This window comes from Streptomyces arenae (genome assembly GCF_022343545.1).
Taxonomy (GTDB): Bacteria; Actinomycetota; Actinomycetes; order Streptomycetales; family Streptomycetaceae; genus Streptomyces; species Streptomyces humi.
Genome location: NZ_JAKQYH010000045.1, coordinates 54,369 through 80,171 on the forward strand (window position 1 = coordinate 54,369; position 25,803 = coordinate 80,171).

26 protein-coding genes are annotated in these 25,803 nt (G+C 73.1%); 14 read left to right on the forward strand and 12 right to left on the reverse strand.

What is annotated here, in order from left to right:
* Nucleotides 1–55: 55 nt before the first annotated feature.
* Nucleotides 56–1,150: a medium chain dehydrogenase/reductase family protein gene (locus tag MB828_RS19885; protein WP_301649377.1), complete on the reverse strand. Its 1,095-nt coding sequence runs from the start codon at nucleotides 1,148–1,150 to the stop codon at nucleotides 56–58.
* 188 nt (nucleotides 1,151–1,338) lie between these two features.
* Here MB828_RS19885 and MB828_RS19890 point away from each other — a divergent pair, with 188 nt between their 5' ends.
* The 3 genes from MB828_RS19890 (at nucleotide 1,339) to MB828_RS19900 (ending at nucleotide 4,174) form a co-directional block, all read left to right on the forward strand.
* A complete protein-coding gene (locus MB828_RS19890; protein ID WP_301649378.1) occupies nucleotides 1,339–2,025 on the forward strand; it encodes a TetR/AcrR family transcriptional regulator in 687 nt (228 codons plus the stop codon).
* A 182-nt stretch (nucleotides 2,026–2,207) separates the two neighbouring features.
* Nucleotides 2,208–3,512, forward strand: coding sequence for a sensor histidine kinase (locus MB828_RS19895; protein WP_301649379.1), 1,305 nt, complete (start codon nucleotides 2,208–2,210; stop codon nucleotides 3,510–3,512).
* The gene (locus tag MB828_RS19900; RefSeq protein ID WP_301649380.1) at nucleotides 3,509–4,174 is read left to right on the forward strand and encodes a response regulator transcription factor; all 666 of its coding nucleotides are present in this window, start codon (nucleotides 3,509–3,511) and stop codon (nucleotides 4,172–4,174) included. Before MB828_RS19895 ends, MB828_RS19900 begins: the two co-directional genes overlap by 4 nt.
* A gap of 191 nt (nucleotides 4,175–4,365) precedes the next feature.
* On the opposite strand, the gene MB828_RS19905 is transcribed toward MB828_RS19900, so the two are convergent.
* Nucleotides 4,366–5,850 (reverse strand): MFS transporter, encoded by a 1,485-nt coding sequence (locus tag MB828_RS19905; protein ID WP_301649381.1) that lies wholly within the window; start codon nucleotides 5,848–5,850, stop codon nucleotides 4,366–4,368.
* Between the two features lie 86 nt (nucleotides 5,851–5,936).
* On the opposite strand from MB828_RS19905, the gene MB828_RS19910 reads away from it, so the two are divergent.
* Nucleotides 5,937–6,329, forward strand: coding sequence for a MarR family winged helix-turn-helix transcriptional regulator (locus MB828_RS19910; protein ID WP_133025009.1), 393 nt, complete (start codon nucleotides 5,937–5,939; stop codon nucleotides 6,327–6,329).
* 9 nt (nucleotides 6,330–6,338) lie between these two features.
* On the opposite strand, the gene MB828_RS19915 is transcribed toward MB828_RS19910, so the two are convergent.
* The gene (locus MB828_RS19915; protein WP_301649382.1) at nucleotides 6,339–7,073 is read right to left on the reverse strand and encodes a maleylpyruvate isomerase family mycothiol-dependent enzyme; all 735 of its coding nucleotides are present in this window, start codon (nucleotides 7,071–7,073) and stop codon (nucleotides 6,339–6,341) included.
* A 28-nt stretch (nucleotides 7,074–7,101) separates the two neighbouring features.
* The gene (locus MB828_RS19920) at nucleotides 7,102–7,806 is read right to left on the reverse strand and encodes a CPBP family intramembrane glutamic endopeptidase (protein WP_301649383.1); all 705 of its coding nucleotides are present in this window, start codon (nucleotides 7,804–7,806) and stop codon (nucleotides 7,102–7,104) included.
* 253 nt (nucleotides 7,807–8,059) lie between these two features.
* On the opposite strand from MB828_RS19920, the gene MB828_RS19925 reads away from it, so the two are divergent.
* Nucleotides 8,060–9,838, forward strand: a complete 1,779-nt coding sequence (locus MB828_RS19925; protein WP_301649384.1) for an alpha/beta hydrolase — start codon at nucleotides 8,060–8,062, stop codon at nucleotides 9,836–9,838.
* A gap of 45 nt (nucleotides 9,839–9,883) precedes the next feature.
* On the opposite strand, the gene MB828_RS19930 is transcribed toward MB828_RS19925, so the two are convergent.
* Both MB828_RS19930 and MB828_RS19935 read right to left on the reverse strand, forming a co-directional pair.
* A complete protein-coding gene (locus tag MB828_RS19930; protein WP_301649385.1) occupies nucleotides 9,884–11,035 on the reverse strand; it encodes an MFS transporter in 1,152 nt (383 codons plus the stop codon).
* Nucleotides 11,036–11,131: 96 nt separating this feature from the next.
* Nucleotides 11,132–11,785, reverse strand: a complete 654-nt coding sequence (locus MB828_RS19935; protein WP_301649386.1) for a TetR/AcrR family transcriptional regulator — start codon at nucleotides 11,783–11,785, stop codon at nucleotides 11,132–11,134.
* 57 nt (nucleotides 11,786–11,842) lie between these two features.
* Between MB828_RS19935 and MB828_RS19940 the strand changes: the two genes are divergently transcribed.
* The 3 genes from MB828_RS19940 to MB828_RS19950 all read left to right on the forward strand — a co-directional run bounded on the left by MB828_RS19940 (nucleotide 11,843) and on the right by MB828_RS19950 (nucleotide 14,025).
* Nucleotides 11,843–12,520 (forward strand): class II aldolase/adducin family protein, encoded by a 678-nt coding sequence (locus tag MB828_RS19940; RefSeq protein ID WP_301649387.1) that lies wholly within the window; start codon nucleotides 11,843–11,845, stop codon nucleotides 12,518–12,520.
* Nucleotides 12,517–13,446: a carbohydrate kinase family protein gene (locus tag MB828_RS19945; RefSeq protein ID WP_301649388.1), complete on the forward strand. Its 930-nt coding sequence runs from the start codon at nucleotides 12,517–12,519 to the stop codon at nucleotides 13,444–13,446. Before MB828_RS19940 ends, MB828_RS19945 begins: the two co-directional genes overlap by 4 nt.
* A gap of 183 nt (nucleotides 13,447–13,629) precedes the next feature.
* Nucleotides 13,630–14,025, forward strand: coding sequence for a luciferase family protein (locus MB828_RS19950; RefSeq protein WP_165941547.1), 396 nt, complete (start codon nucleotides 13,630–13,632; stop codon nucleotides 14,023–14,025).
* Between the two features lie 15 nt (nucleotides 14,026–14,040).
* On the opposite strand, the gene MB828_RS19955 is transcribed toward MB828_RS19950, so the two are convergent.
* Together MB828_RS19955 and MB828_RS19960 are read right to left on the reverse strand one after the other, a co-directional pair.
* Nucleotides 14,041–14,820: a DeoR/GlpR family DNA-binding transcription regulator gene (locus MB828_RS19955; RefSeq protein ID WP_301649389.1), complete on the reverse strand. Its 780-nt coding sequence runs from the start codon at nucleotides 14,818–14,820 to the stop codon at nucleotides 14,041–14,043.
* A 79-nt stretch (nucleotides 14,821–14,899) separates the two neighbouring features.
* Nucleotides 14,900–16,030, reverse strand: a complete 1,131-nt coding sequence (locus tag MB828_RS19960) for a methyltransferase (RefSeq protein ID WP_301649390.1) — start codon at nucleotides 16,028–16,030, stop codon at nucleotides 14,900–14,902.
* A 67-nt stretch (nucleotides 16,031–16,097) separates the two neighbouring features.
* Between MB828_RS19960 and MB828_RS19965 the strand changes: the two genes are divergently transcribed.
* Nucleotides 16,098–16,748, forward strand: coding sequence for an alpha-ketoglutarate-dependent dioxygenase AlkB family protein (locus tag MB828_RS19965; protein ID WP_301649391.1), 651 nt, complete (start codon nucleotides 16,098–16,100; stop codon nucleotides 16,746–16,748).
* A gap of 112 nt (nucleotides 16,749–16,860) precedes the next feature.
* Entirely contained in the window at nucleotides 16,861–18,096 is a 1,236-nt protein-coding gene (locus MB828_RS19970; RefSeq protein ID WP_133025019.1) for an ROK family protein, read from the forward strand.
* 7 nt (nucleotides 18,097–18,103) lie between these two features.
* On the opposite strand, the gene MB828_RS19975 is transcribed toward MB828_RS19970, so the two are convergent.
* Together MB828_RS19975 and MB828_RS19980 are read right to left on the reverse strand one after the other, a co-directional pair.
* Nucleotides 18,104–18,688: a DUF4865 family protein gene (locus MB828_RS19975; protein ID WP_301649392.1), complete on the reverse strand. Its 585-nt coding sequence runs from the start codon at nucleotides 18,686–18,688 to the stop codon at nucleotides 18,104–18,106.
* A 30-nt stretch (nucleotides 18,689–18,718) separates the two neighbouring features.
* Nucleotides 18,719–19,288 carry a TetR/AcrR family transcriptional regulator gene (locus MB828_RS19980; protein WP_301649393.1) on the reverse strand — a complete coding sequence of 190 codons (570 nt, stop codon included), beginning with the start codon at nucleotides 19,286–19,288 and terminating at the stop codon, nucleotides 18,719–18,721.
* A 165-nt stretch (nucleotides 19,289–19,453) separates the two neighbouring features.
* Here MB828_RS19980 and MB828_RS19985 point away from each other — a divergent pair, with 165 nt between their 5' ends.
* Genes MB828_RS19985 through MB828_RS19995 form a run of 3 tightly spaced genes read left to right on the forward strand, consistent with a single transcriptional unit; the run spans nucleotide 19,454 to nucleotide 23,051 of the window.
* Nucleotides 19,454–19,744 carry an SHOCT domain-containing protein gene (locus MB828_RS19985; RefSeq protein WP_301649394.1) on the forward strand — a complete coding sequence of 97 codons (291 nt, stop codon included), beginning with the start codon at nucleotides 19,454–19,456 and terminating at the stop codon, nucleotides 19,742–19,744.
* A complete protein-coding gene (locus MB828_RS19990) occupies nucleotides 19,741–20,490 on the forward strand; it encodes an ABC transporter ATP-binding protein (RefSeq protein ID WP_301649395.1) in 750 nt (249 codons plus the stop codon). Before MB828_RS19985 ends, MB828_RS19990 begins: the two co-directional genes overlap by 4 nt.
* A complete protein-coding gene (locus tag MB828_RS19995) occupies nucleotides 20,487–23,051 on the forward strand; it encodes an ABC transporter permease (RefSeq protein ID WP_301649396.1) in 2,565 nt (854 codons plus the stop codon). The genes MB828_RS19990 and MB828_RS19995 overlap by 4 nt, the downstream gene beginning before the upstream one ends.
* Nucleotides 23,052–23,090: 39 nt before the next feature.
* Here the strand turns inward: MB828_RS19995 and MB828_RS20000 are convergent, their stop codons facing one another.
* Entirely contained in the window at nucleotides 23,091–23,771 is a 681-nt protein-coding gene (locus MB828_RS20000; RefSeq protein ID WP_301649397.1) for an ATP-binding protein, read from the reverse strand.
* Nucleotides 23,772–23,951: 180 nt separating this feature from the next.
* Nucleotides 23,952–24,275 (reverse strand): hypothetical protein, encoded by a 324-nt coding sequence (locus MB828_RS20005; protein WP_301649398.1) that lies wholly within the window; start codon nucleotides 24,273–24,275, stop codon nucleotides 23,952–23,954.
* Between the two features lie 400 nt (nucleotides 24,276–24,675).
* Between MB828_RS20005 and MB828_RS20010 the strand changes: the two genes are divergently transcribed.
* Nucleotides 24,676–25,800, forward strand: coding sequence for a PLP-dependent cysteine synthase family protein (locus MB828_RS20010; RefSeq protein ID WP_301649399.1), 1,125 nt, complete (start codon nucleotides 24,676–24,678; stop codon nucleotides 25,798–25,800).
* Nucleotides 25,801–25,803: the final 3 nt, after the last annotated feature.

Genomic DNA, 25,803 nt, shown 5'->3' on the forward strand with positions numbered 1-25,803 from the left:
GACCCGAGGTCCGCTGAGCCTGCAATGTTCACCGGGCCGGGTGAGCCTGCGGTGTTCACCGGATCGGGGTGGCGGTGGCGTCGTCGCCACCGTCCGGGACCAGGACGACCTTGCCCGTCACCGTCCCCGACTCGGCGAGTCGCAGCGCCTCTGCGGCCCGGGTGAGGGGCAGCCGTGCGGCGATGTGCGCGCTGACCTCGCCGCGCCGCAGGGCCTCGAACACCTGGGTGAGGTCGGCGCTCAACCGGGCCCGGAAGCGGTCCTTGCCGAACGCGCGGCCCGCCCAGACATTGAAGAAGCAGGCGTGCCGGCCGTTGGGCAGCGCGTTCCACAGCCATACCCGGCCGAGGATCTTCAGCACGGGCCACTGCTTGGAACCCGAGTCGTCCCGGGTGGTGGCGCTGCCGTACGCGACGAGGGTGCCGCCCGGCGCGAGGAGCTTCCAGGAGTCGACGACGCTGCGTCCGCCGAGGTGGTCGAAGACGGCGTCGACACCGCCGGGTGCCAGTTCACGCACCCGGGCCGGGACGTCCTCGGCGCGGTAGTCGACCGGGGTCACCCCCAGCTCGCGCAGCGCGTCGTGGTGACGGGCCGAGGCCGTGCCGATCACCCGCAGACCCGCCGCGTGGGCCAGCTGCACGAGTACGGTGCCCACCCCGCCGTTGGCCCCGTGCACCAGGACCGTGCCGCCCTCGCGCACACCGGCCTTGCGGTGGAGCATCTGCCAGGCCGTGATGCCGTTGACGACCAGGGTCTCCGCCTCCGCCGCGCCGATCCCGGCCGGCACCGCCACGGCGTCGGCCGCGTCGAGCAGGACGTGGCTGGCCCAGCCGCCGACCTTGACCAGTGACGCCACCCGCTCGCCGACGAGCCCCGGCGCGACGCCCTCACCCGCCGTGACCACCGTGCCGACCAGGTCGTAGCCGGGGACGAAGGGGAACGGCGGCTGGTCGTAGTAGCGGCCGCGGCGCATCTGCTGCTCGGCGAAGGAGACGCCGGTGGCCTCCATCCGGACGACGATCTGGCCGGGGCCCGGGACCGGGATCTCGCGGTGCCGGATCTGCAGGCCCTCGGGCTCCACCGTGCCGGGCAGGACGACCTCGACGAGCCGGGTGGCTCCGGCGGTACCTGAAGCTGCTGCGTTTCCCATGACGACCTCCGTGAGTTAGCGCCTGTCGCTTGCGTTAGAAGCTATAACTAACATGAGGGTGCATTGCGAAGGTGTCAAGCTCTCGCCAAGGGCGAGGGAGCATCTTGGTCGTTAGAGGCTGTCTCGAAAGTGATAGATTGGAACGAACAGAACAATCCAGAAGCTCGGGCGAGAGGTGCGTGACGGCGATGGCGGCGAACGCAGGCGTGGGCGCAGAGGCCGGGGCAGACGTGACGAGTCCACGAGCGCGGTACCGGGCCCAGGTGCGCTCGGACATCAAGGCGCGCGCCTGGGACCAGATCGCCAGGTCCGGTGCCACCGGCCTGTCCCTGAACGCGATCGCCAAGGAACTCGGCATGAGCGGCCCCGCCCTCTACCGCTACTTCGGCAGTCGCGACGAGCTGATCACCGAGCTGATCCGGGACGCCTACCGCAGCCTGGCCGACACCTTCCGAGCCGCGGCCGAGTCCGGCGCCGGGCTCGAAGGCCTCGCGCGGGCCCTGCGTCGCTGGGCACTGGACGACCCCCAGCGGTACTTCCTCGTCTACGGCACGCCGGTCCCCGGTTACCACGCGCCCGACGACATCACCACGATCGCCCGCGAGATCATGGCCGCCCTGCTCGACGTCTGTGCGTCGGCCGGGCTGGAGGCTCCCGCGCCGGCCTCCGCGAGTTTCACGGCGCATCTCAGCCAGCACCGCCAGTGGGCCGAAGGCCATCCCGCGCCGCCCGGTGTGCTGCGCAAGGCGCTGGCCTTCTGGACCCGGATGCACGGCGTGCTCTCCCTGGAGCTGGCCGGACACTTCACCGGCATGGGCTTCGACCCGGAGCGGCTGTTCGACGCCGAGGTGGCGGAGCTGACCCCGGGCCGCTGACGACCGGGCCACCGCCCCGACCGCCCTCCGGCCGTTCCCCGTCGCCCGTCACTCCCGCTCGCTACTCCCGCCAGTCGCCCCCGCCCTTCGCTCACGGACCGCGGTCTACTTCCCCCGGAGTACGTGTGATCACCTCGCCGGGCTGACGCCCGCGTGGGCCGACGGCGTCTAGCGTGGCGGGCATGGACGAGCAGCGCGAAAGGCAGCGCGGCCCGGCGCGGTGGTGGCGTCTCGGGCCCCCGTGGCATGACGCCGACGAGGCGGACGCCGAACCGGCCTCCGGTCGTCTGCCGTGGCGTTCCACCGTGCCGCTCACCGTCCTGGTGCTGGTGGGCTCGAACTTCGCGGCCCATGCGCAGCCCCACCGTGAACCCCTTGACGTGTACGCCCGGCTGCTGCTCGTCGCCGCGTGTGCCCTGTTGCTGTGGCGGCAACGGCATCCGGTGCCGGTGGCGTACGGCACCGCCGGGCTCGCCCTGGTCTACCTGGGGGCCGGCTACCCCTACGGTCCCGTCTTCGCGGCCGTCGCCGTGGCCTGCTTCAGTGCCGTGGTGGCCGGCCGGCGCCGGGTCGCCTGGGCGGCTCTCGGGACGCTGTGGGCCGGCCACCTGCTGATCTCGCTCTGGCTCTACCGCGTGCTGCCACCGCCGGGTGACAAGGGGGCGAACCCGGGCCAGGAGGTGATCATCGCCACCTGGGTGCTGATCATCGCCTCGGTGGCCGAGCTGGTCCGGCTGCGGCGCGAGCAGTGGGCGCGGGAGCGGGCGGACCGCGCCCAGGCTGCCCGGCGCCGCGCGGACAAGGAACGGCTGCGGATCGCACGTGAGTTGCACGATGTCCTGGCGCACAGCATCTCGGTCATCAACGTCCAGGCGGGGGCGGGGCTCGCGCTCCTGGACTCCGACCCCGAGCAGGCCAGAGCCGCGCTCACCACCATCAAGGCGGCCAGCAAGGAGGCGCTCGGCGAGGTCCGTCAGGTGCTGGACACCCTGCGCGCGCCGGGAGCCGCACCGCGTGCGCCGGCGCCGGGTCTGGGCCGGCTGCCGGAGCTGGCCGAACAGGCGGCGGCCGCCGGGCTCACCGTGACGGTGGAGGGGGAGGCGCCGCGGTTGCCGCCGGGCGCCGACCTGGCGGCCTTCCGGATCGTCCAGGAGGCGCTCACCAATGTCGTACGGCACTCGGGTTCGCGGCGGGCCCGGGTCCGGCTCGAACACGGGGGAGGGGAGCTGCGGTTGCGGGTCGACGACGACGGGCCGGCGAGCGGTGCGGACGCGGGCGGCAGCGGGAACGGGCTGGCCGGGATGCGGGAGCGGGCTCAGGCGCTGGGCGGCACGATCGAGGCGGGCCCGCGCGCCGACGGCGGTTTCCGGGTTCTGGCCGTACTGCCCTTGACCGAGCCGCCCGCAACGAAACGGCCTGCAACGCAACGGCCCGCAACGGAACCGCACCTGGCCCAGCCGCCCTTTCCCGACCGGGAGGACCGATGATCCGGGTGTTGCTCGCCGACGACCAGTCTCTGGTACGGGCCGGTTTCCGGGCGTTGCTCGACGCCCAGCCGGACATCGAGGTGGCCGGCGAGGCGGCCGACGGCGAGGACGCGCTGGGCAGGGTGCGTGAACTGCGCCCCGATGTCGTCCTCATGGACATCCGCATGCCGCGTCTCGACGGGTTGGCCGCGACCCGGCGCATCACCGGTGAACCGGAGCTGAAGGACGTCAGGGTGGTCATGCTGACGACGTTCGAGCTCGACGAGTACGTCTTCGAGGCGATCCGGTCCGGCGCCTCCGGTTTCCTGGTCAAGGACACCGAACCGGAGGAACTCGTACGGGCCGTGCGGGCGGTGGTGGACGGGGACGCACTGCTGTCGCCGGGGGTGACGCGCCGGCTGATCGCGGAGTTCGCGGCCCGCTCCAAGGAGCCGGCCGCCGCCGACGCCCTCGCCCGGCTCACCGAGCGGGAGCGGGAGGTGATGGCACTGGTCGGCATCGGTCTGTCCAACGAGGAGATCGCCCGCCGCCTGGTCGTCAGTCCCCTCACCGCGAAGACCCACGTGAGCCGCACGATGGTCAAGCTGGGCGCCCGCGACCGGGCTCAACTGGTCGTCCTGGCCTACGAGTCGGGCCTGGTACGCCCGGGCTGGCTCGGCTGACCGGCACGCCGACCGACGACACGCACTCCGCCGGTCCCGCGCCCTCACCGTGCCCCGGGCCGGTCCCGCGCCCTCACCGTGCCCCGGGCCGGTCCCGCGCCCTCACCGTGCCCCGGGCCGGACCCGTGCCACAGCCGTGCGCCCGGCGGAGCAACAGGCTCCGCCGGGCGCCGGCTTGGCGGCGGCCCCGGTCAGTCGCGTGCGGGCACGCGCTCCGCCTCCAGGGAGGTGGACCGGGCGATCACGACGGTCTGCCGGGCACGCTTGGCGCGCAGCCCCGAGAGCGTGATCAGCAGTCCGGCCAGGGCCACGCCCGCGACCACCACGAAGCCGGGCCGGTAGCTGTCGAGCACGGCCTGCGGGGTCGCCTCCGCGGGCGCGCCGGCGGTGACCACGGCGGTCACGATCGCCAGGAAGATCGCACCGCCCACCTGCACCGAGGTGTTGAGGAGCCCGGAGACCATGCCCTGCTCGTGGTCGTCGACGCCGTTGGTGGCCTGGATGTTGAGCGATGGGAAGACCAGGGCGCAGGCCGCGCCGATCAGCAGCATCGACGGCAGGATCACCGCCGCGTAGCCGGGGCTCAGGTCGATGCGCAGGAACAGGACGTAGCCGAGGACCATGAACGCGAAGCCCGCCGCGATCAGCCGCTGGGTGCCGAAGCGGTCCACGATCGCGCCGACCTTGGTCGAGGAGACCGCCACCAGTGCGCCGGCGGGGAGGAAGGCCAGTGCGGTGTGCAGCGCCGACCAGCCGAGCAGGGACTGCATGTACAGCGTGGTCAGGAACTGGAAGCCGACGTACGAGCCGAAGAAGGCGACCGCGCCGAGCTGGGCGCGGATCTGGTTGCCCGAGCGGAGCACGCCGAGCCGGACGAGCGGGCCGGGGGAGCGGCGTTCGACCTGGACGAACACGGTCAGCAGGACGGCGACCGCGAGGAACGACAGCAGGGTGCGGGCCGAGCCCCAGCCGACCTGCGGGGCCTCCACCACGGTGAACACCAGGAGCAGCATCGAGGCGGTGCCGAGGATCGCGCCGGGGATGTCGTAGCCGTTGTGGTCCCGCTCGCGGGAGCTGCGCGGCAGCAGCCTGAGGCCGGCGAGCAGCGCGATCAGGGCGATGGGGGCGGGCAGCAGCATGGTGAGGCGCCAGCTGGCCTCGGTGAGCAGGCCGGACAGCACCAGGCCCATGGAGAAGCCGGTGGCCGCGCAGGTGGTGTAGATGGAGAGGGCGCGGTTGCGCAGCGGGCCCTCCGGGAACGTGGTGGTGATGATCGAGAGGCCGGCCGGGGCGGTGAAGGCCGCGCTGAGGCCCTTGATGAAGCGGCTGGCGATCAGCAGCGGACCCGAGTCGACCAGGCCGCCGAGCAGGGAGGCGACCGCGAAGACGCCGAGTGCCACGAGGAACACCTGGCGCCGGCCGAGCAGGTCGGCGGTGCGGCCGCCGAGCAGCAGCAGGCCGCCGTATCCCAGGATGTAACCGCTGACGATCCATTGCAGGGTCGAGGTCGACAGGTGCAGGTCGGAGCCGATAGACGGCAGGGCGACGCCGACCATCGACACGTCCAGGGCGTCCAGGAACATCGCGGCGCAGAGCACCAGCAGTGTGCCCCAGAGCCGGGGGGTCCAGCGGACCGCCGACGACGCGGCGGCAGGGGCGGTGAGCGGAGAGGTCATGACCCCAGAGACTACATGCACATGCATCGAATGCAAGCGCATTTAATTACGATGCAACAATCCGTTTTCTCTGCTACGGTGCCGAGATGGCGGCGAAGAAGCCCGAGCAGGCGCTCGTGGAGCAATGGCGGGACATTCTGGCCCTGCACGCCCGTGTCCAGTGCGAACTCGACCGTACGCTGCACGATCATGGCCTGTGCGCCAGCGACTTCGAAGTCCTCGACCTGCTCTCCGAGGGGGCGGCCGCGGACGGCGGATGTAGCTACCGGGTCCAGGAGATCGCCGAACGGGTGCATCTCAGCCAGAGCGCGCTGTCCCGGCTGGTCGCGCGGCTGGAGAAGGACGGCCTGGTCGAGCGGGCCATGTGTGCGGAGGACCGGCGGGGCGTGCGGGTGGCGCTCACCGGGAAGGGGCGCGCGCTGCACGGTGAGGTGCTGCCCATGCAGCGCGCGGTGCTGAGCCGGCTGCTGGCCGGCTGAACCGGTCGCTCAGATACCGGAGTTGGCCCGCCACAGGGCGGCCAGTTCCGGGTCGCCCGTCACCTGCGGCACCGGCACCCGGTTCCACAACGCCAGGTACAACAGGTCGGCGGGCCCGGACAGTTCGGCTTCCGCCGGGCCCACCTCGCCGGGCTCGGCCACCGGGGGCCCGGCTGTGAGCCGTACGGTCCACACCGCGTCGGCGTCCACGGCGCGGACCCGCAGCACGCGCGGTGTCCCGGTGCGCACCCGGCTGCGTGACCGGGCGTGGAAACCGCGCAGCAGCTCGTCGATCCCGTCGACCGCGAACGCGGTGGCGACAGGCGACACCGGGCCACCGCGCGCGGACTCGGCGTCGTAACGGTGGACGGTCGTCTCGTGCGCCTGCCGCCGGGTCCAGAAGACGAGGGGTGAGGCGACGGGGGCCGGGTGGAAGGTCCAGCAGGACAGGCCGGCCGGTGCGTCGGCGAGGGTGTCGACGAGCCGGCGGTGGCCGTCCCGGTACCAGGTGACCAGCTCCGTGCCGTCCAGGTCGGGAAGGGCCGGGAACGGGCGGGGCCCGGGGTGCGCGTCGGTGACGACGCCGGCGGCCCACCGGTGGACCGTGCCCGTGTGCCGCAGCAGGTCGCGGACCTGCCAGTCGGGACAGGTCGGCACCTTGGCGTCGGGCCCGGCCGCCTCGGCGGCAGCGGCCAGCGACCGGCCCTCGCGGTCCAGGGTCTCAAGGAACTCGGCAGTCTCCATGCCGTGAGTCTGCACGACGACCTGGGCGCTAACGCAACAGGAAACCCACCGCGTATCCGAGGGCGTTGACCGCCCAGTGCAGGGCCGTCGGTGCCAGCAGGGAACCGCTGCGGTCGCGCAGCCGGCACAGCAGGCAGCCCGCGACGGTCGTGAACAGCACGGCGCCGACGTCCACCAGGACCACCCCGGTGACCGAGTGCCCGAACACCGAACCCAGCGTCGGCTTGTCCGCGCCGAGGTTCAGCGAGGGCAGGATGTGCCAGAGGCCGAACACCACCGAGGAGAGCACGGCCGCCGCCGTCGCGGTCCGCAGCCGGCACAGCAGCGCGAACAGGACGCCCCGGAAGGCGACTTCTTCCAGGAGTACGGTCCCCACGGGCACCGCGACCAGCGCCTTGAAGGCGATCTCCGGACCGGTCAACGCGTCCGTCCGCTGGTCCTCGAACAGCCCGCGGGTGACCGGCAGCAGGGCCCCGCAGAGATAGACGGCCGCGACGATCCCGATCAGCGCGACGGCCCAGCGCACCCCGTCGGACCAGGAACCGCGGCCCAGCCCGAGCTCCGTCCAGCTGCCGCCGGCCCAGAACAGCAACGCCACCAGAACGGCCGAGGCGACGACCGCGGTGAGCAGGATCCAGGACCGGGCCCACCGGTTGTTCAGCAGGTTGACCGGCACCAGCACGGCGACCACCAGCACGACGGCCGTCCGGGTGGGCAGCCTCGGGACCGGCACGGCACGCCCGGCCCGGTGTCAGAACCGGACCGGAACGCGCACCGGCGTGGTCGTCGCCGGGGGCCTCGGCCCGGCCGCGGGCGAGGTGGCGTGGGGACGGACGGTGGTCTGCGCCTGGGGCATGCCCACCACCATCGGACACCCGCCGGTGCTCCGCACCTTTTGCCGACCAGGCGGACCGGTTCGCGGATCTTCCGGATGCGGGGCCGCGAGCGGTGGCCGATCGTGGTCCCGAGGTGGCCGAGTGAGTGGTGTGGGCAGGGCTCTGAACCGTACGAGGGACTGGACCCGCCGGACGGCGGAGCGGGCGCGCCGGACAGGGGAGCGGGCGCGCCGGACGGGGGCGCGGGCCCGCCGGCACGCGGGACCGGGCCGGGTGGTCCGGCGGCGCCCCTGCTGGGGCGGGCTCGCCGTGGCGGTGCTGGGCTACTGCCTGTCCCTGACCCCCTCCCTGCTGCCCCGCGCCTGGTGGCTCCAGGGGCTCGCTGCTGGCGTCTCGGCGGCCGTCGGCTACGCCGTCGGCGCCGTGCTGGAGACCCTCGCCCGGCTCCTGCTCCGCTGGGCCGGCGTCCGCGTCCGCCCGCGCGTCCGCAGGATCGTCCGGCCCGCGCTGGGGGTGCTCGGGGTCGCCGCGGTCGTCACCGTCACCGCCTGGAGCGTCCGCTGGGAGGGCGAGGTCCGCCGCGCGGTGTCCCTGCCCCCGCAGTTCGCCCGGTGGCAGTGGGCGCTGGTCCCGGTCGTGGCCGTGTGTGTCGCCGCCCTGCTCCTGCTGGCCGCCCGCACGGTACGACTCGGCACCCGCGTGCTCGCCCACGCGCTCGGCGCGCACGTACCGCGCCGCGTCGCCTACGGCACCGGAGCCGCCGTGGTCGCGTTCGTGATCGTCGGAGTCGTCCAGGGCTTCCTGCTGCGGGCGGCACTCGACGCGATCGAGAGCGGCGCATCCCTCGCCGACCGGGGCACCACCGAGGGCGTGCACCGGCCGGACCTGCCCACCCTCTCCGGCGGCCCCGACTCCGCCGCCCCCTGGGACACGCTCGGCGCCAAGGGCCGTGACTTCGTCGGCACCGCCACGCCGCGCGCCGACATCGCCGCCTTCACCGGCCGCCCGGCCCGGGATCCGGTACGCGTCTACGTCGGCCTGCGCTCCGCCGACACCCTCGACGAACGCGCCGCCCTCGCCGTACGGGAACTCGAACGCACCGGCGGTTTCTCCCGGAAGGTCCTCGCCGTCATGGGCACCACCGGCACCGGCTGGATCAACGACCAGGGCAGCAAACCCCTGGAGTACATGTGGGGCGGCGACACCGCCCAGGTCGCCATGCAGTACTCCTACCTGCCCAGCTGGGTCTCCGCGCTCACCGAGGACGAGGCCGCCGCCACCGGCCGCGCCCTCTTCGACGCGGTCCACGACCGGTGGCGCACCCTCCCCGCGAGCTCCCGCCCCCGGCTCCTCGTGTACGGGGAGAGTCTCGGCTCCTTCTCCATGGAGTCCGCCCTCGACGGCTCCCTGACCGCGCTCACCTCGGAGACCGACGGGGCGCTGTTCGTGGGGCCGACCTACGACAACCCCCTGTGGAAGAGGATCACCGCGGAGCGCCGGCCGGGCAGTCCCGAGTGGCGGCCGGTGGTCGCCGACGGGGCGAACGTGCGGTTCGCCCAGGTGCCGACGGACTACGGCATCCCCGCGGCGCCATGGGGAGAGCCCCGCGCGGTGTATCTGCAGAACGGCTCCGACCCGGTCGTCTGGTGGTCACCCGCTCTGGCCCTGCACCGGCCGGACTGGCTGGACCGGCCGCGTGCCCGGGATGTCTCGCCGGCGATGCGGTGGTATCCGCTGCTGACGTTCTGGCAGGTGGCATGTGATCTCGCGGGCGCCGACAGCGTCCCGGACGGCTTCGGACACCGCTACGGGACACTGCCGACGAGCGCGTGGGCCGAGATCACCAGCCCACCGGGGTGGACGGCGGCCGACACGGCGAGACTGGCCGGCCTGCTGGAGTCGGTGCCCGAGCCGGGACTGCTGGACTGAGGGCGCGTGGCCACGCCATCAGCGGCGGCCCGCCACGCCCCGGCGCTACCTCGTCGCCGCGCCGATCAGCGTCGCCACCGCCGCCAGCACCGCCACGCTCGTCAGGGCCGTCGGCAGGGATGCCCAGTCCGCGATGAAGCCGATCGCCGGCGGCCCCAGCAGCATGCCTCCGTAACCCAGGGTGGACGCCGTCGCCACGCCCGACGGGCCGGCCAGGGCACCGGCCCGTTCCACCGCCACCGGGAAGAGGTTGGCCAGGCCGAGGCCCGTCACGGCGAAACCGAGCAGCGTGACCCACACCCAGGGCGCGAGCGAGCCGAGGAGCATCCCGGCGGCCGCCGTCCCGCCGCCGAGGACCACGGTCCTGGACCGCCCGAGCCGCTCCAGCAGCCTCGTTCCGCTCGCCCGGCCGACCGTCATGGCCAGCGCGAAACACGTGTAACCAGCCGCGGCGACCCCCGCAGAGGCGCCCAGGTCCTGCCGCAGGTGCAGCGCGCCCCAGTCGGCCATCGCCCCCTCCCCGTACGCCGTGCACAGGGCGATCAGGCCGAAGACGAACACCATCCGGCGGGTACGGCGGTCCCGTCGGCGCGGGGCGGCCTCGGCACGGTCCTCGGAGTGCGGGACCGGGATGCCGTGACGGAGCAGGGTGCGGCCGGCGACCGCGGTGACCACGAGGCCGACCACGGTCAGGGCGAGCAGGTGGCGGGTGGGGGAGAGGGCGCCGGCGACCAGGCCGCCGAGCCCGGCGCCGATCATCCCGCCCAGGCTGAAGGCCGCGTGGAAGGTGGGCATGATCGGCCTGCGCAGGGCCGCGACCAGGTCGACCGCGGCGCTGTTGAAGGCGACGTTCAACCCGCCGTACGCGGCGCCGAAGACGAGCAGGACCGCGCCGAGGGCCGGTACCGAGTGGGTGAGCGGGGGCAGGGCCACACTCAGGGAGAGCAGAATCGCGCAGGCCACCGTCACGCGGTGACTTCCGTACCGGCGGCACAGCCGGCCCGTGAGCGTCATGGTGATCACCGCACCGGCGGAGACGCCGAGCAGCGCGAGCCCCAGCGCGCCGACCGAGGCATGGGTCTGGTGCTTGATGTCGGGGATCCGGACCACCCAGCCCGCGAAGACGAAGCCGTCCATGGCGAAGAAGGCCGTGATGGCGATGCGGACACGGGTGAGGGCGACGGGGCTACCCGGCACGACGCTGTGCGAACGGGTTTTGTTTATTAGCGGCACAAAGTCAGCGTAGAAGGGTGTGCCGAGGGTCGCAAGGACGATGCCGGCCGTGCCCGCCGCTCAGTCGCGATGGCGCCCCTGGCGTGCGGTGATCGCGGTGAGGTAGCCGCGCAGCATGATCTTCGCCTCCTCGAGCAGGGCGGTGTCGCCCGCGGCGTCGCGGCGGAACGCCTCCTGGGCCAGGGCGTCCGCCGCGAGGACGGCGGCATGGCAGGCCCGGCCCAGCTCCTCCGTGTCGTCGGCGACGCCCAGCGCCAGCAGGACCTGGCGCACCCCGTCGGCCATCCGGTGCTTGTGCTCCCGGTCCGCCGCCCGGGTCCGGTCGGTCAGGCCGCTGCCGAACCAGAGGGCGCGGAAGCCGTGTTCGGCGCGGTAGAGCCCGGCGTAGCGCTCGATGAGCGCGCCGACCGGGTCCGGCCGGTGTTCGGTGGCCGCGCTGTGCGCGAACTCCGCCATCACCGCTTCGAGCCGGGAGAAGTACGTGGCCGCCAGCGCGTCGATGATCGCGTCCCGGTCGGGGAGGTACTGGTACAGCGAACCGACCGAGACCCCGGCCTCCGCGGCGACCCGGGTGGTGGTCAGCGCCTGGACGCCCTCGGCGACCAGCACCCGCTCCGCCGCCTCCAGCACCCGCGCCAACCGCGCCTTGCTGCGCGCCTGTTGGGGAGTCCGGCGCAGGACGACCCCGGTCTCGTCGGCGGTCGGCTCGCTCACGTACGGCTCCCGGATCTGAACGTGACTTTGTTTCAGGTTTAGGTTACCGTCGCGGCCATGACGGACTCAAGCTCCGCGCTGGTGCAGGAGCGGGCCGCGGTGGCGGACGTCTGCCGCCGTCTGGGCGCCGCGGGACTGCTGGTCGGAACGGCGGGAAACGTCAGCGTGCGGGTGGGGGACCGGGTGGCGGTCACCGCGACCGGAGCCGTGCTCGCCCACCTCACCGCGGGCCAGGTGACGGTGGTCGACCTGGCGGGCGAGGTCGTCGCCGGGACCCTGCGACCGACCTCCGAACTGGACCTGCACCTGGGGGTCTACCGGCGTTACGGCGCCGGTGCGGTCGTCCACACGCACGCCCCGATGGCCACCGCCCTCTCCTGCGTGCTCGACGAACTTCCCTGCATCCACTACCAGTTGCTCGCGCTGGGCGGCACCGTGCGGGTGGCGCCGTACGCCACCTTCGGCACTCCGGAACTCGCCGCCTCGGTGCTCGCCGCGCTGGACGGCCGCAGCGCCGCCCTGATGGCCAACCACGGCTCGGTCACCGTCGGCCCGACCCTCGACAAGGCCGTCGAGAACGCCCTGTTGCTCGAATGGGCCTGCGGGGTCTACCAGCACGCGGCGGCTCTCGGAAAGCCCCGGGTCCTGGACGAGCACCAGCAACTCGCGGTCATCGAGGCCGCAATCGCACGGAACTACGGCACCACCCGATCCCTGGAGGAGGGCAAGCCATGAGAGTCGTCACGATGGGCGTGCACGTGCTGGACGTACTGGTGCGGCCGGTGGACGCGATACCCGAGGGGCAGGGCGCCACCCTGGTCGAGGACATCAGGATGACCGCCGCCGGGACGGCCGGCGGCACCGCCCTCACGCTCGCCAAGCTCGGCGCCACGGTGCAGACCACCGGGGCGATCGGCGCCGACGCCACCGGTGACATGCTGGTGCGGCTGCTCCGCGGGGCAGGGATCGGCACCGAGTTCCTGGCCCGCCGCACCGACACCAACACCTCGGCCAGCGTGCTGCCCATCAGCTCCACCGGCGACCGGCCCTCCCTCCACCTGCTCGGCGCCAACGTCACCTACGGCCTCGACGACGTGCCCTGGGACGCCATCGCCGAGTCCGGTCATCTGCACCTCGGCGGACCGGAGTTGATCGGGGTCGACGTCGCCGCGCGGATCCTGCACTTCGCCAAGGAGCACGGTGTGACGACTTCCGTGGACCTGCTCGCACCCGGCGTGTTCGGCAGTTTCGAGCAGATCGCCGCGGCCCTGCCGCACATCGACCTCCTGCTCCCCAACGACGACCAGGTGCTGGGTTTCTCCGAGGAGGACGACCTGGTGGCCGGCGCGAAGAAACTGGTCGGCGCCGGGGCCGGGCTGGTCGCCGTCACCCGCGGCGCCGACGGGGCACTGCTGGTCACCGCCGACGGTACCGAAGCGGTTCCCGCGTTCGAGGTCGACGTCGTGGACACCACCGGCTGCGGTGACGCGTTCTCGGCCGGATTCGTCTACGGCATCGGACTGGGCCGGGCGCCGTTCGAGTCCGCCGTGCTCGGCAACGCCGTGGCGGCACTGGTCGCCCAGGGACTCGGCAGCGACCACGGGGACTTCGACCTCGACGCCGCCGACGCGTTCGCGGCCGGCGGTGCCAGGCGCGCGTGACGCGTGCCGTCGGCCGCGGCCGTCCCGGACGCCCGGCAGGTGCCTCCACGTCCCTCGAACCGCTGAAATCCTGCGGATGTTCACTCGCTCCGGGCGTCTGTGTTCGGACCGGGTCCGGCAACAGCTCGGTTAATAACTGCTCGCTGGTTGGTTACCACAGAGTGAGCGGTCCATGATGGGCCCATGACGTTGGCCTCGCGCGCTCTGGCGCAACTGGCGACCTGGCCCGACCTGACCCAGGCCGTGCCGAGCTGCGGTCTGGGCCAGGCCGTGAGTTCGACGCAGGGCGAGATCGCGCACTTCCACTCCGACCGTGACGTGGACCTGCGTCTGACGACCCATGCCATTCGGCACTTCGCCAAGAACCTCAAGAGCACGGGAGCGATCCGGATCGTCCCGGGCTCGCAGTGGGTGACCATCCGGCTCGACGCCACGAGCGACGTCGACCTGCTGCTGACGCTGGTGAGCGTCGCCCTCCAGGCGCAGCAGAGCTGGCCGGACCCGGCCGGCCGGCCCCTGTTCGGCTGCAACGACCAGCGGGGCGCCGGTTTCGTCAGCGCGGAGACCAGCGGTATGTGAGGGGACGCGGCCGAGTCACACGGTGACGACCCGGATCCCGGCCTCCTCGAACCCGCGCACCGTCTCCGGTGCCGCCGCCGTGTCCGTCACCAGCGTGTCGACCAGTTCGGCCGCGCAGATCCGGGCGAACGCCCGGCCGCCCAGCTTGCTGGAGTCGGCGGCGACGACCACCCGGGCCGCGCGCTCGCACAGCAGCCGGTTGACGGCGGCCTCCGCCTCGTCATGGGCCGCGGCGCCGTGTCCGACGTCGAAGGCGACCACTCCGAGCACCGTCACATCCAGGGTGATCTGGCCCAACACCCCGTCCGTGAGCGGTCCGACGAGTTCGTACGACTGGGCGCGCGCCACCCCGCCGGTCACCACGATCTTGAACTGGGGCCGTACGGCGAGTTCGTTGGCGATGTTGAGCGCGTTCGTGACGATCGTCAGCGCCGGCGTGCCGGAGGTGAGGTCACCGCGCACGGCCAGGGCGCGGGCCACCTCCGTGGTGGTCGTGCCACCGGTCAGCCCCACCGCCTCGCCCGGCGCGACCAGTTCGGCCACCGCCTTGGCGATCCGCTGCTTCTCCGAGGCCCGCCGCGCGGTCTTGTAGCGCAGCGGCAGCTCGTACGACACCCCGTGCACCACCGCGCCGCCCCGGGTGCGCACCAGCATCTGCTGTTCGGCGAGCTGGTCGAGGTCCCGGCGGATCGTGGCCGCCGACACCGCCAGCTCGGCCGCCGCCTCCTCGACCTCGAGGCGGCCGTGCTCCACGAGCAGCTCGAGCAGCGCCTTCCAGCGGGCGTCCCGCGACATCCGCCGCCTCCGTTCCTCGTCCTCTCCGCGACCCTAACCCACCCGGCCTTCGGCGGAACGGGGGCGCCACCTGGGGCGCCTAACCCCGCTTGACCGCCTTCAGCACCACGAACTTGGGGTCGCTCGCGACCAGTCGGCTGTTGCCGAACAGGCGGCGCAGCGCCACGTGGTAGCCCAGGTGCCGGTTGCCGACCACCCACAGCTCGCCGCCCGGCCGCAGCGCCCGCTTCGCCCCGGTGAACATCCGCCATGCCGTGGCGTCGGTGGTCGCCTGGTGGGAGTGGAACGGCGGGTTGTTGAGGACCACGTCCACGCTGCCGGCCGCGACCCCGGCGAGCCCGTCCCCGACCCGGAACTCGGCGTGCCCCGGCACCCCGTTGGCCTTGTAGGTGGCCTCGGCCGACGCCACCGCCTGGAACGACTCGTCGACGAACAGCACCTCGGCCGTCGGATCGGCCAGCGCCACCGCCGTTCCGACGACCCCGTTGCCGCACCCCAGGTCCACGAAGCGCCGGCCGCGCTCCGGCAGATGCCCCAGGAAGAACCGCGTGCCGATGTCGAGCCGGTCGGCGCAGAACACCCCGGCGTGGTTGACGACCGTACGCCCGGAGACCGCGCCGACGCCGTCGGGCAGCGCGTAGCTGTACGGCCACGGATTCTCCGGGCGCTTCAGCGACGGGTCCGGGGTGCAGTGGATCAGCCGGGCCTTCTGCTCGGCGAGCGAGGTCCTGGTCGGCCCGAGGATCCGCTCGAACAACCGGAGCGTCGAGGTGTGGATCTCCTTCACCATGCCGGTGCCGATCACGACCGTGCCCGCGTGCACGGCGGGCGCCAGCCGCAGCAGCTGGTCCTCGAGCAGCGCCAGGCTCTTCGGCACCCGCACCAACAGCACGTCCACCCGGTCCGGCGGCGGGTCCTGGGTGGTGAGCAGCCGCACGGCACCCGGCTCGACACCCGCCCGCGCCAGGTTCACGCGGGTCGCCTCCTGACTCAGGTACGAGTCGGTGATCTGCACCGGCCGGTGCTCCGCCAGCGCCGTGACCAGCGCGCCCCAGCGGTCGCCGAGCACCACGACCGTGCCGTCCGTGCGGACCCGCTCCCGGTCGAGATACCGGAGCAGATACGCGTCGGAGGCGTCCCAGGCACGCAGCCGGTCGCGCGGGTCCTCGGGGAAGCGGGACAGCTCGACCTCGCCCCACGGAGTCGTCATACGGTCGCTCATCGTGCGTCCAGGCTAGCGGAACCCCAGCTCAGGCCGGGTCGGGCAGGATGGGGGCATGGAGGACGAGCTGTTCCCGAGGGCGTGCGCCCAGGTCGCGCCGGGCGCCGTGCACGTCCCGGACTGGCTGAGCGCGGAGCGTCAGCGTGAGCTCCTCGCCGCCTGCCGTGACTGGGCCCGGCCGCCCGCAGGACTGCGCACGGTCCGCACACCCGGTGGCGGCACCATGACCGCCCGCCAGGTCTGCCTGGGCTGGCACTGGCACCCGTACGCCTATGCCCGCACGGTCGTCGACGGCGACGGCAGCCCGGTCAAGCCGTTCCCGGCCTGGCTCGACGAACTGGCCCGCGGCGCGGTCACCGACGCGCTGGGTCCGGCGGCGGTCGGCGGATTGTCGTACGACATCGCACTGATCAACTTCTATGACGCGGACGCCCGCATGGGCATGCACCGGGACGCCGACGAACGCTCGAACGCGCCGGTGGTGTCGCTGAGTCTGGGGGACAGGTGCGTCTTCCGCTTCGGCAACGTGGAGAGCAGGGGCAAGCCGTACACGGACGTGGAGCTGCGGTCGGGGGACCTGTTCGTGTTCGGGGGCGAGTCACGGCTCGCCTTTCACGGGGTGCCGAAGGTGTATCCGGGCACGGCACCGGCGGACCTGGGCCTGACCGGGCGTCTGAACGTCACGCTGAGAGTGAGCGGTTTTTGACCGGCCTCAGCTGAGAAGCGCCCCAAAGGGGCGCGGAGAACTGCGCGACCAGCCCGGACGGCGCCGCACCTGGGAGGCGGACCCTCCGGAGGATCATGGCAGACTCCCTCTCATGAGCGGCAAGGTGTCCCCCGGCCCGACGGGGAACGGAACCTCGAAACCCCGGTTGGACAGAGGACGCGGCGCACTCGGCCCCGCCCTGGAACTCGTGCACACCGGCCGCGCCCCCACCCGCGCCGTCCTGACCGCGGAACTCGGCGTCACCCGGGCCACCGCCGGCGCCGTCGCCGCCGAACTGGAGGCGCTCGGCCTGATCAGGGTCGACGCCCACCCCGGTGCCGCCGCCGGTTCCCAGGGCCGCCCCTCGCACCGGCTGGAGGTCGCCGAGCACGGCCCCGTCGCGCTCGCCGCCCAGGTGCACGCCGACGGTTTCCGCGCGGCGCTCGTCGGTCTGGGCGGCCGTATCGTCGCCACCGCCCCCGGCTGCGAGACGGTCGACGCCGACCCGGCGAAGGTGCTCGGCTCGGTCGTCGAGGCCGGTGCAGGACTGCTGCGGAGCACCGGTCTGCGCTGTGTCGGCGCCGGGCTCGCCGTGCCGTCCGCGGTCGCCGAACCGGAGGGCCTGGCCCTCAACCCCCTGCACCTGGCCTGGCCGGTGGGCGCCCCGGTACGCCGGATCTTCGCGGAGTGCGTGCGCGCGGCCGGCATCACCGGCCCGGCTTTCGCGGGCAACGACGTGAACCTCGCCGCGCTCGCCGAGCACCGGCACGGCGCGGGCCGCGGCGCCCGGGACCTGCTGTGCGTGGCCACCGGCCACCGCGGAGTCGGCGGCGCGCTGGTCCTGGACGGCCGTCTGCACACCGGCAGTTCGGGACTGGCCCTGGAGGTCGGCCACCTCACCGTCAACCCCGAGGGGCGCCCCTGCCACTGCGGCAGCCGGGGCTGTCTGGACGTCGAGGCGGATCCCCTCGCCCTGCTCATCGAGGCGGGCCGCGAGCCCGGACCCGAGGTGTCGCTGCTGCGGCAGGCCGAGGACCTGGTCCGCGGCCACTACGGCGACCCCACCGTCCGCGGGGCTGCGGAGGCCCTGATCGACCGTCTCGGTCTGGGTCTGGCCGGACTGGTCAACATCCTCAACCCCGACCGCATCATCCTCGGCGGCCTGCACCGCACCCTGCTGGACGCCGACCCCGAGCGGCTGCGCGCGGTCGTCGCCGACCGCAGTCTGTGGGGGCAGAGCGGCAGCGTGCCGATCCTGCCGTGCACGCTCAGCCACAACAGCCTGGTCGGGGCTGCCGAGTTGGCCTGGCAGCCGGTGCTGGACGACCCGCTGGCGGCGTTGCGGTAGCCGCCGCTCACCACTGCCGGCCTGGTGGCAGCCGGTGCCGGCCGGGTGCCGACAGGTGCAGCACCTGGAACACGTCCCCCTCGGCCTTCGGAGCGTCGTGTGCCCAGAGCGAGAAGCGGACCAGCTCCCAGCGGCCCGGGTCCACGGCGGCCGCCGCCAGCACGGCGCCGTCCTCGTCCGCGGTCCGCCGTGTCTGCCGCACCACGTCCGCCATCAGCTCGGCGAACTCGACCCCGTCGGGCACGGGTTCGCGCCGCCGTACCGCGAACGCCGCCGGTGCGCCGGCCGCCGTGCCCTCCTCGTACCCGAGCCCCGTCCACTGCCGGGCCGCGGGCCGCCCGAAGTCGTTCACGAGTCCCTGGAAGGGGCCTCCCCACAGGAAGCGGTTCATGCCCTCCACGGTGTTCCAGAGGTAGAACGGCGCGTACTGGTTGACCGGCGAGCCGTGCACACCGCGCTCGCGCAGCAGGTACGCCTTGATGCCGAGGCCGTCCCAGTCGTCGAGCAGATGCCCGACGCGGGCCACCCGGTCGCGGACGATACCGGTGTCGTAGTCGGCCGGGAGGGTCAACTCGTACTGCAGGGCGTGCATACCGGGGGCTTCCTCTCGGTGGTCGTGACGTCAACTCCTCAGCAGGGACAGCAGTCCGCGCACCCCGGCGTCGAAAGCGGCCGGTGAACCGGAGGCACGGGCCAGGACGTAACCGCCCTGGACGGTGGCGAGGACGGTCGCGGCGATCTCCCCGCCGTCCACCTGGGGCCCGAACTGCCCTTGCGCCTTGCCCTCTTCGACGATCCCGGCGATCAGCTCCCGGATCCGGTCGAGCGTCCGGTCGACCGGTGCCCGCAGTTCGTCGCTGGCGATGACCTCCGGGTCCATGGTCAGCCGCCCGACGGGGCAGCCGCGCAACACGTCGCGTTCGCGCCGCAGATACGCCTCGATCCGCTCGTACGGCGTGCCGGGCCCGGTGAGCAGGCCCTCGGCGGAAGCCAGCAACTCCTCGGCGGTGCGCCGGATCGCGGCCAGCGCCAGCTCGGGCTTGCCCCTGAAGTGGTGGTACATGCTGCCCTGGCCCGCGTCGGCGCGCTCCAGGATCGACCTGGGGCTGGTGCCGACGTATCCGCGTTCCCACAGCAGCTCACGCGTGGCCTCGATCAACCGCTCCGACGTGCTCACACGAGGACTGTACATACTAGTAGTTACAGAACGCCAGACCCTCCGGGAGCAGAGCGGCCGCCGCCGCGTACTCCCCGCGACGTACGGCCACTGTCGTCGGCCGCACGACGACCCGGACCCCTCTCCGGACACAGGCTCTAGGCATCGCACGAGACCTGCCGACGGAGGAGTCGAACCGACATGCAGACCCTGGCGAACTGGGACGGCGGACCCGGCCCGTGGATCCTGTTCTTCCCGCTGATCTGGGCGGCCGTCGTGATCGGCGCCGTCACCTTCCTGCGCCGCACCGGCTGGCGCGGGCGCCGCGCACCCTGGCTCCCGGCGGACACCGGGCGGCCGTCCGGTGACTCGCCGCTCGCGGTCCTCGGCCGCCGCTTCGCCTCCGGCGAGATCGACGAGGACGAGTACTGGCGCAGGCTGTCCGTCCTCGAGGAGCACTTCGGCCGTATCGGCAAGGACGGTGCCGCATGACCACGACGACCGAGGTGCGGGCCGCCGCCCGGGTGGTGGGTGCCGTGAAGGTGTACGGCGGCGGCGACACCGCCGTCCACGCCCTCGACGGCGTGGACCTGGCGTTCCCGGTGGGCCGTTTCACGGCGATCATGGGTCCTTCCGGTTCCGGGAAGTCCACCCTGATGCACTGCGCGGCCGGTCTCGACACCCTCACCTCGGGCGCCGCGTACATCGGCGACACCGAACTGGGCCCGCTCGACGACCGGCGGCTGACGCTGCTGCGCCGCGACCGGATCGGCTTCGTCTTCCAGGCGTTCAACCTGGTGCCGACACTGACCGTGGCGGAGAACATCACCCTGCCGCTGGACCTGGCGGGCATCGGCGGCGACCCGGAGTGGATCGACGCGCTCGTCGACGTCGTGGGGCTGCGCGACCGGCTGCGCCACCGGCCCGCCGAGCTCTCCGGCGGACAGCAGCAACGCGTCGCCGTGGCACGGGCGTTCGCGGGCCGCCCCGAGGTCGTCTTCGCCGACGAGCCGACCGGCAACCTGGACTCCCGCTCCGGCGCGGAGGTCCTCGGTCTGCTCGGTGACGCGGTACGCGAGACGGGCCGCACGGTCGTGATGGTCACCCACGACCCGGTGGCCGCCGCCCACGCCGACGAGGTCGTCTTCCTCGCCGACGGACGCCTGGTGGACCGCATGGAGTCCCCGACCGCCGACCGGGTGCTGGACCGGCTGAAGGCCTTCGAGGTGCGGTCGTGAACGCCTCCGTACGGCTCACCCTGTCCTCCCTGCGCGCACACCGGCGCCGGTTCGCGGGCACGTTCCTCGCGGTCTTCCTCGGGGTCGCCTTCCTGGCCGGGACCATGGTCATGGGGGACACGTTGCGGGCGAGCTTCGGCTCGATGTTCGGCGAGGCCGCCGCCGGCACGGACGCCGTGGTGCGCGGAGCCGACGCCATCACCACCCCGGGCGAGGCCCAGGGCGTACGACAGCCGGTCCGCACGTCCCTGGTGAGGACCGTCCAGCGGGTACCCGGCGTCGCCGCCGCCGTCCCGGACATCCGGGGCGCCGGCCAACTGGTCGGCGCCGACGGCGAGCCCATCGGCGGCAAGGGCCCGCCCACCCTGGCCGGCAACTGGATCACCGACCCGGAGCTCAACTCCTACCGGCTCGCCGAAGGGCGCGCCCCCGTCAGGTCCGGGGAGGTCGTGGTCAACCGGGGCGCCGCGAGAAGAGGCGGCCTGAAGATCGGCGACACGACCGTGCTGCGTACCCCCGACCCCGTCAGGGTGACCGTCGTCGGCCTCGCGACCTTCGGCGGCGAGGACGGCATGGCACAGGTGACCTTCACCGGGATGACCCGCGCCGACGCCGAGAAGTACCTCACCGCGAAGCCGGGCGAGGCGGCGGGCATCCTGGTGCGGGCCGCCCCCGGGGTCGGGCAGCGGGAACTGGTCCGACGCCTGACTCCGGTGCTGCCCAGGGGAGTGGAGGCGATCACCGGCCAGGAGTCGGCGCAGGAGAACACCGACATGATCTCCGGGCAGTTCCTGACCGTCTTCACCACCTTCCTGCTCGTCTTCTCCGGGGTCGCCCTGCTCGTCGCGACCTTCTCCATCCACAACACCTTCGCGATCGTCGTCGCCCAGCGCACCCGCGAGAACGCCCTGCTGCGCGCGCTCGGGGCGTCCCGCCGGCAGGTGACCGCGGCGACCCTGGCCGAGGCGGGCGCGGTGGCCCTGACGGCGTCCGCGGCCGGACTCGCCGGCGGTGCCGGCATCGCCGCCGGGCTGCAAATCCTCTTCCCGGCGATCGGCTTCCCCTTCCCCGGCGGGGGCCTGGTCGTCAGGACACTCTCGATGACCCTGCCGTTCGCGGTCGGTGTCGTGGTCTGCCTCGGCTCCGCCCTGCTGCCCGCCGTCCGCGCCGGCCGCACCGCCCCGCTGGCCGCCCTGCGCGAGACCGCCGTCGACTCCTCGGGCGCCTCCGGCCGCCGCGCCGTCGCCGGAGCGGGCCTCGGCGCCCTGGCCGTCGCCCTCGCCCTGACCGGCGTCCTGGCCACGGCGTCCGTCTGGACGGCGGGCCTCGGCGCCCTGCTGGCCCTGGTCGCCTTCGTCGTCCTCGGCCCGGTCGCCGCCACCACCGCCGTACGGTTCCTCGGCGGACCGCTGGACCGGCTGCGCGGCGTGACCGGCGCCCTCGCCCGGCGCAACGCACTGCGCAACCCCGGGCGGACCGCCGCCACCGCGAGCGCGCTGATGATCGGCGTCGCCGTCGTCTCGCTGTTCACGGTGTTAGGCGCGTCCCTGAAAGCCACGATGGACCAGACCGTCTCCCGGTCCTTCGCGGGGGACCTCGCCGTCAGCAACCCGTCCTACGGCGCGGGCGGCAGCGGACTCAGCCCTCGCCTGGCGCCGGCGGTCCAGCGGCTGCCCGAGGTGGACACCGCCGTCGGACTCGGCCGGGGCGTCGCCGAAGTCGACGGCAGGGGCCGGGCGTTGACGGTGACCGATCCGGCGGCCCTGGCCCGCACCTTCGACCTCGGCACCGTCCAGGGCTCCCTCACCGGGCTCGGCGCCGACGGCATCGCCGTCACCCGGACGGAGGCCGACCGGCAGCACCTGCGTCCCGGCGGCACCGCCCGCCTCACGTTCACCGACGGCAGGCGGCAGGACTTCACCGTCCGCGCGGTGTACGGGCGGTCCGAACTCGCCGGCGACTACGTCATCACCCGAGCGGCCTGGGCTCCGCACGCGATCCAGGACTCCGACACCCTGGTGGCCGTCACCCTGAAGCCCGGCGTGGGCACGACCGCGGGCCGGGCGGCGGTCGCCGCGGTGACCGCGCGGTACGGCGACCCCCAGGTGCAGACCCGGGACGAGTACGCGCGGTCCTCGGCGGGCGGCATCGACATGATGCTGACCCTCGTCTACGCGCTCCTGGCCCTGGCCGTCCTCATCGCGCTGCTCGGCATCGCCAACACCCTGACCCTGGCCGTCCACGAACGCACCCGCGAACTCGGCCTGTTGCGGGCGGTCGGCCAGACCCGCGCCCAGCTGCGCGCGATGGTCCGCTGGGAGTCGGTCCTGGTCGCCGCCTTCGGCACCGCCGGCGGTATCGGCCTCGGTGCCTTCCTCGGCTGGGTCCTGGTCAGGGCATCGTCGGACGGCGCGAGCGACACCGCGTTCGCCTTCGCCGTCCCGCCGGTCCGACTGGCGGTCGTGGCGCTGGTCGGACTGGCGGCGGGCGCCCTCGCGGCCCTGCGCCCGGCCCGCCGGGCGGCGCGCCTGGACGTCCTGCGGGCCGTCGCCGTGGAGTAGCCGCGCAGCGGCACCCCGGCGAGAAGCCTCACCGCCCGCTCAACTGACGACAGCCGAGCGGGCGGGAGCATGTCCGGCAGCGGAGACACCGGTGGCCGTGTGCGTGGCAGCGGGCGCGGAAGCCCCGGCGGCCACCGGGGGGCCGGTGGTCGCGTGTACGGCGGCGGGGGATCCGGCGCTCGCGTGTGCGGCGGCCGGGGAGCCGGCCATCGCGTGGGCCGGGGTCGGCATGCCCGCGGTCGCGGGTTCCGCCTCCACGATCCTGCGGGGCACCGGTTCGGCCGCACGGTGCGGCGGCCGGGTCGCCTGCGCGGTGGCCGTCGGCGCCGGCAAGGTGAACCACACGACCTTGCCGTCGTCGTGCGGCCGCACCCCCCAGCTCTCGCTGACCGCGGCGACCATCGCCAGCCCCCGGCCGCAGGTGGCCATGGGTGCGGCGGCCGTGCCTTCCCCGACCACGGGGAGGCGCGGATCGTGGTCGCGCACCGACACCGTGAGCCGGTCGAGCTGGAGCTCGATCTCCACGGTGCAGTTCTTGTCCGGCTGGGCGTGCCGGTGGACGTTGGTGAGCAGCTCGGTCACACCGAGCGCGGCCCGGTCGATGAGCGGGTCGAGACGCCAGTAGCGCAATTGCGCAGATACGATTCTGCGGACCTGACCGATCCGCGAGGGCAAGGCTTGGAGCTCCACCGAGCAGTGTCTGCTTGGGTGTTTGATCACGGCTGCGACTCCCCGACGTGAGGTCCGGAAGAACACGGGAGAACGGATCCAGCGAGGCGCCGTCCACGGGGCCGCCTGCTGTCGTGGCCGGCGGGCTGGTTCGCAGCGTTATCGCCGGTAGACCCAGAGTGACGTGTGACAAGCGTGACCCAGCGCGTACGGTCCCGCAACTCGCCGTGGTCAGCGGTCCCGTCCCGCGGCCCGTCGTACCGCTTCGATGAAGCGGCGCGCGGCGGGTGGCCCGGGCTCGCCCGGCGCCGGGTCGTGGTCACCCAGGGTGAGTGAGTAGCGCTGGCCGTTGAGGTCGGCCAGGGCCCGGTCCTCCGACGCGAACCACGGCTTGGAGGCTCGTACCGCCTGCACGGGCGCGCTGTCGATCTCGCTGCCGTAACTCGTCAGCAGCTGCAGCCTGCCGTCCCTTATCCGGACCTGTCCGGCCCGGGTGAGCGAACGCAGCCGCTTGTCGATCCGTACGCCCGTCGCCGTGAACTCCGGCTCCGCCATCGTGCCCCGCCCCTTCGACTGCCTCGGTGGCCGGCCCGGCGGCTGGTGGCCCCGGCCGGCCTGCTCCGGCTCGTGTCGTGATCCAGTGTGCGCCCCCGTTCGGGACGTTCGTCCCGTCGGGTCGCAGTCTGCCCGCCCCCGGCGAGGAGCACCAGTACGCACGGACCGCCGGGCCGGGGGCGCTCGGAGCACTCGGCGCAATGCGCCCCCCGAAAAGATCGCGCCACGTCTCCCGCGTGCGTCCCGCTCGCCCTCCGGCTTGCCCCCGGGTGTTCCCCAGGGGTGCCTTTGGGTCGCCCAAAGATGCGTTTATGCAGGTGAGAAGCGTGTGGAAGATGTCTATGATCGATGCGTCGGCCGCGTTAGGGCGTCGTCGGCGCGACGTGTGAGGAGCCCTGTCGTGAGCACCACCCAGCAGATCCGGACCGGCGCCACCCTCGACGCCGACCGCAGTGACCCCGCCTACCGTGACTGGCTGAAAGAGGCCGTCCGCAAGGTCCAGGCGGACGCGAACCGTTCGGCGGACACCCACTTGCTGCGCTTCCCGCTGCCCGAGGCGTGGGGCATCGACCTCTACCTCAAGGACGAGTCGACCCATCCCACCGGCAGCCTCAAGCACCGGCTGGCCCGCTCCCTCTTCCTGTACGGCCTGTGCAACGGCTGGATCCGGCCGGGCCGCCCCGTGATCGAGGCGTCCAGCGGCTCGACGGCCGTCTCCGAGGCGTACTTCGCCAAGCTGATCGGCGTGCCCTTCATCGCCGTCATGCCACGCACGACCAGCGCCGAGAAGTGCAGGCTCATCGAATTCCACGGCGGGCAGTGCCACTTCGTGGACGACTCCCGGAAGATGTACGAGGAGTCCGCACGTCTGGCGGCGGAGACCGGCGGCCACTACATGGACCAGTTCACCTACGCCGAGCGGGCCACGGACTGGCGCGGCAACAACAACATCGCCGAATCCATCTTCCGCCAGCTGGAGTTGGAGAGGTTCCCGGAACCGGCGTGGATCGTCGCCACGGCGGGCACCGGCGGTACCTCGGCGACGCTCGCGCGCTATGTCCACTACACCCAGCGCGACACCCGCGTCTGTGTCGCCGACCCCGAGAACTCCTGTTTCTTCGAGGGCTGGACCACCGATGATCCGGACGTCACCTGTGACTGCGGCTCCCGGATCGAGGGCATCGGCCGGCCGCGCATGGAGCCGAGCTTCGTCCCGGGCGCCATCGACCGGATGATGAAGGTGCCGGACGCGGCGAGCGTGGCCGCGGTACGGGCACTGGAGCGGACGATCGGCCGTCGGGCGGGTGGCTCCACCGGCACCGGCCTGTGGAGCGCGCTGAAGATCGTCTCCGAGATGGTGGCGCAGGGGCGCACCGGCAGCGTGGTGACGTTGTTGTGCGATCCGGGGGACCGCTATCTGGACAAGTACTACTCGGACGCGTGGGTGGCGGAACAGGGGCTGGACCTCACGCCGTACACGACGGCGATCGAGTCGCTGCTGCGTACAGGGGTCTGGCCCGACTGAGGG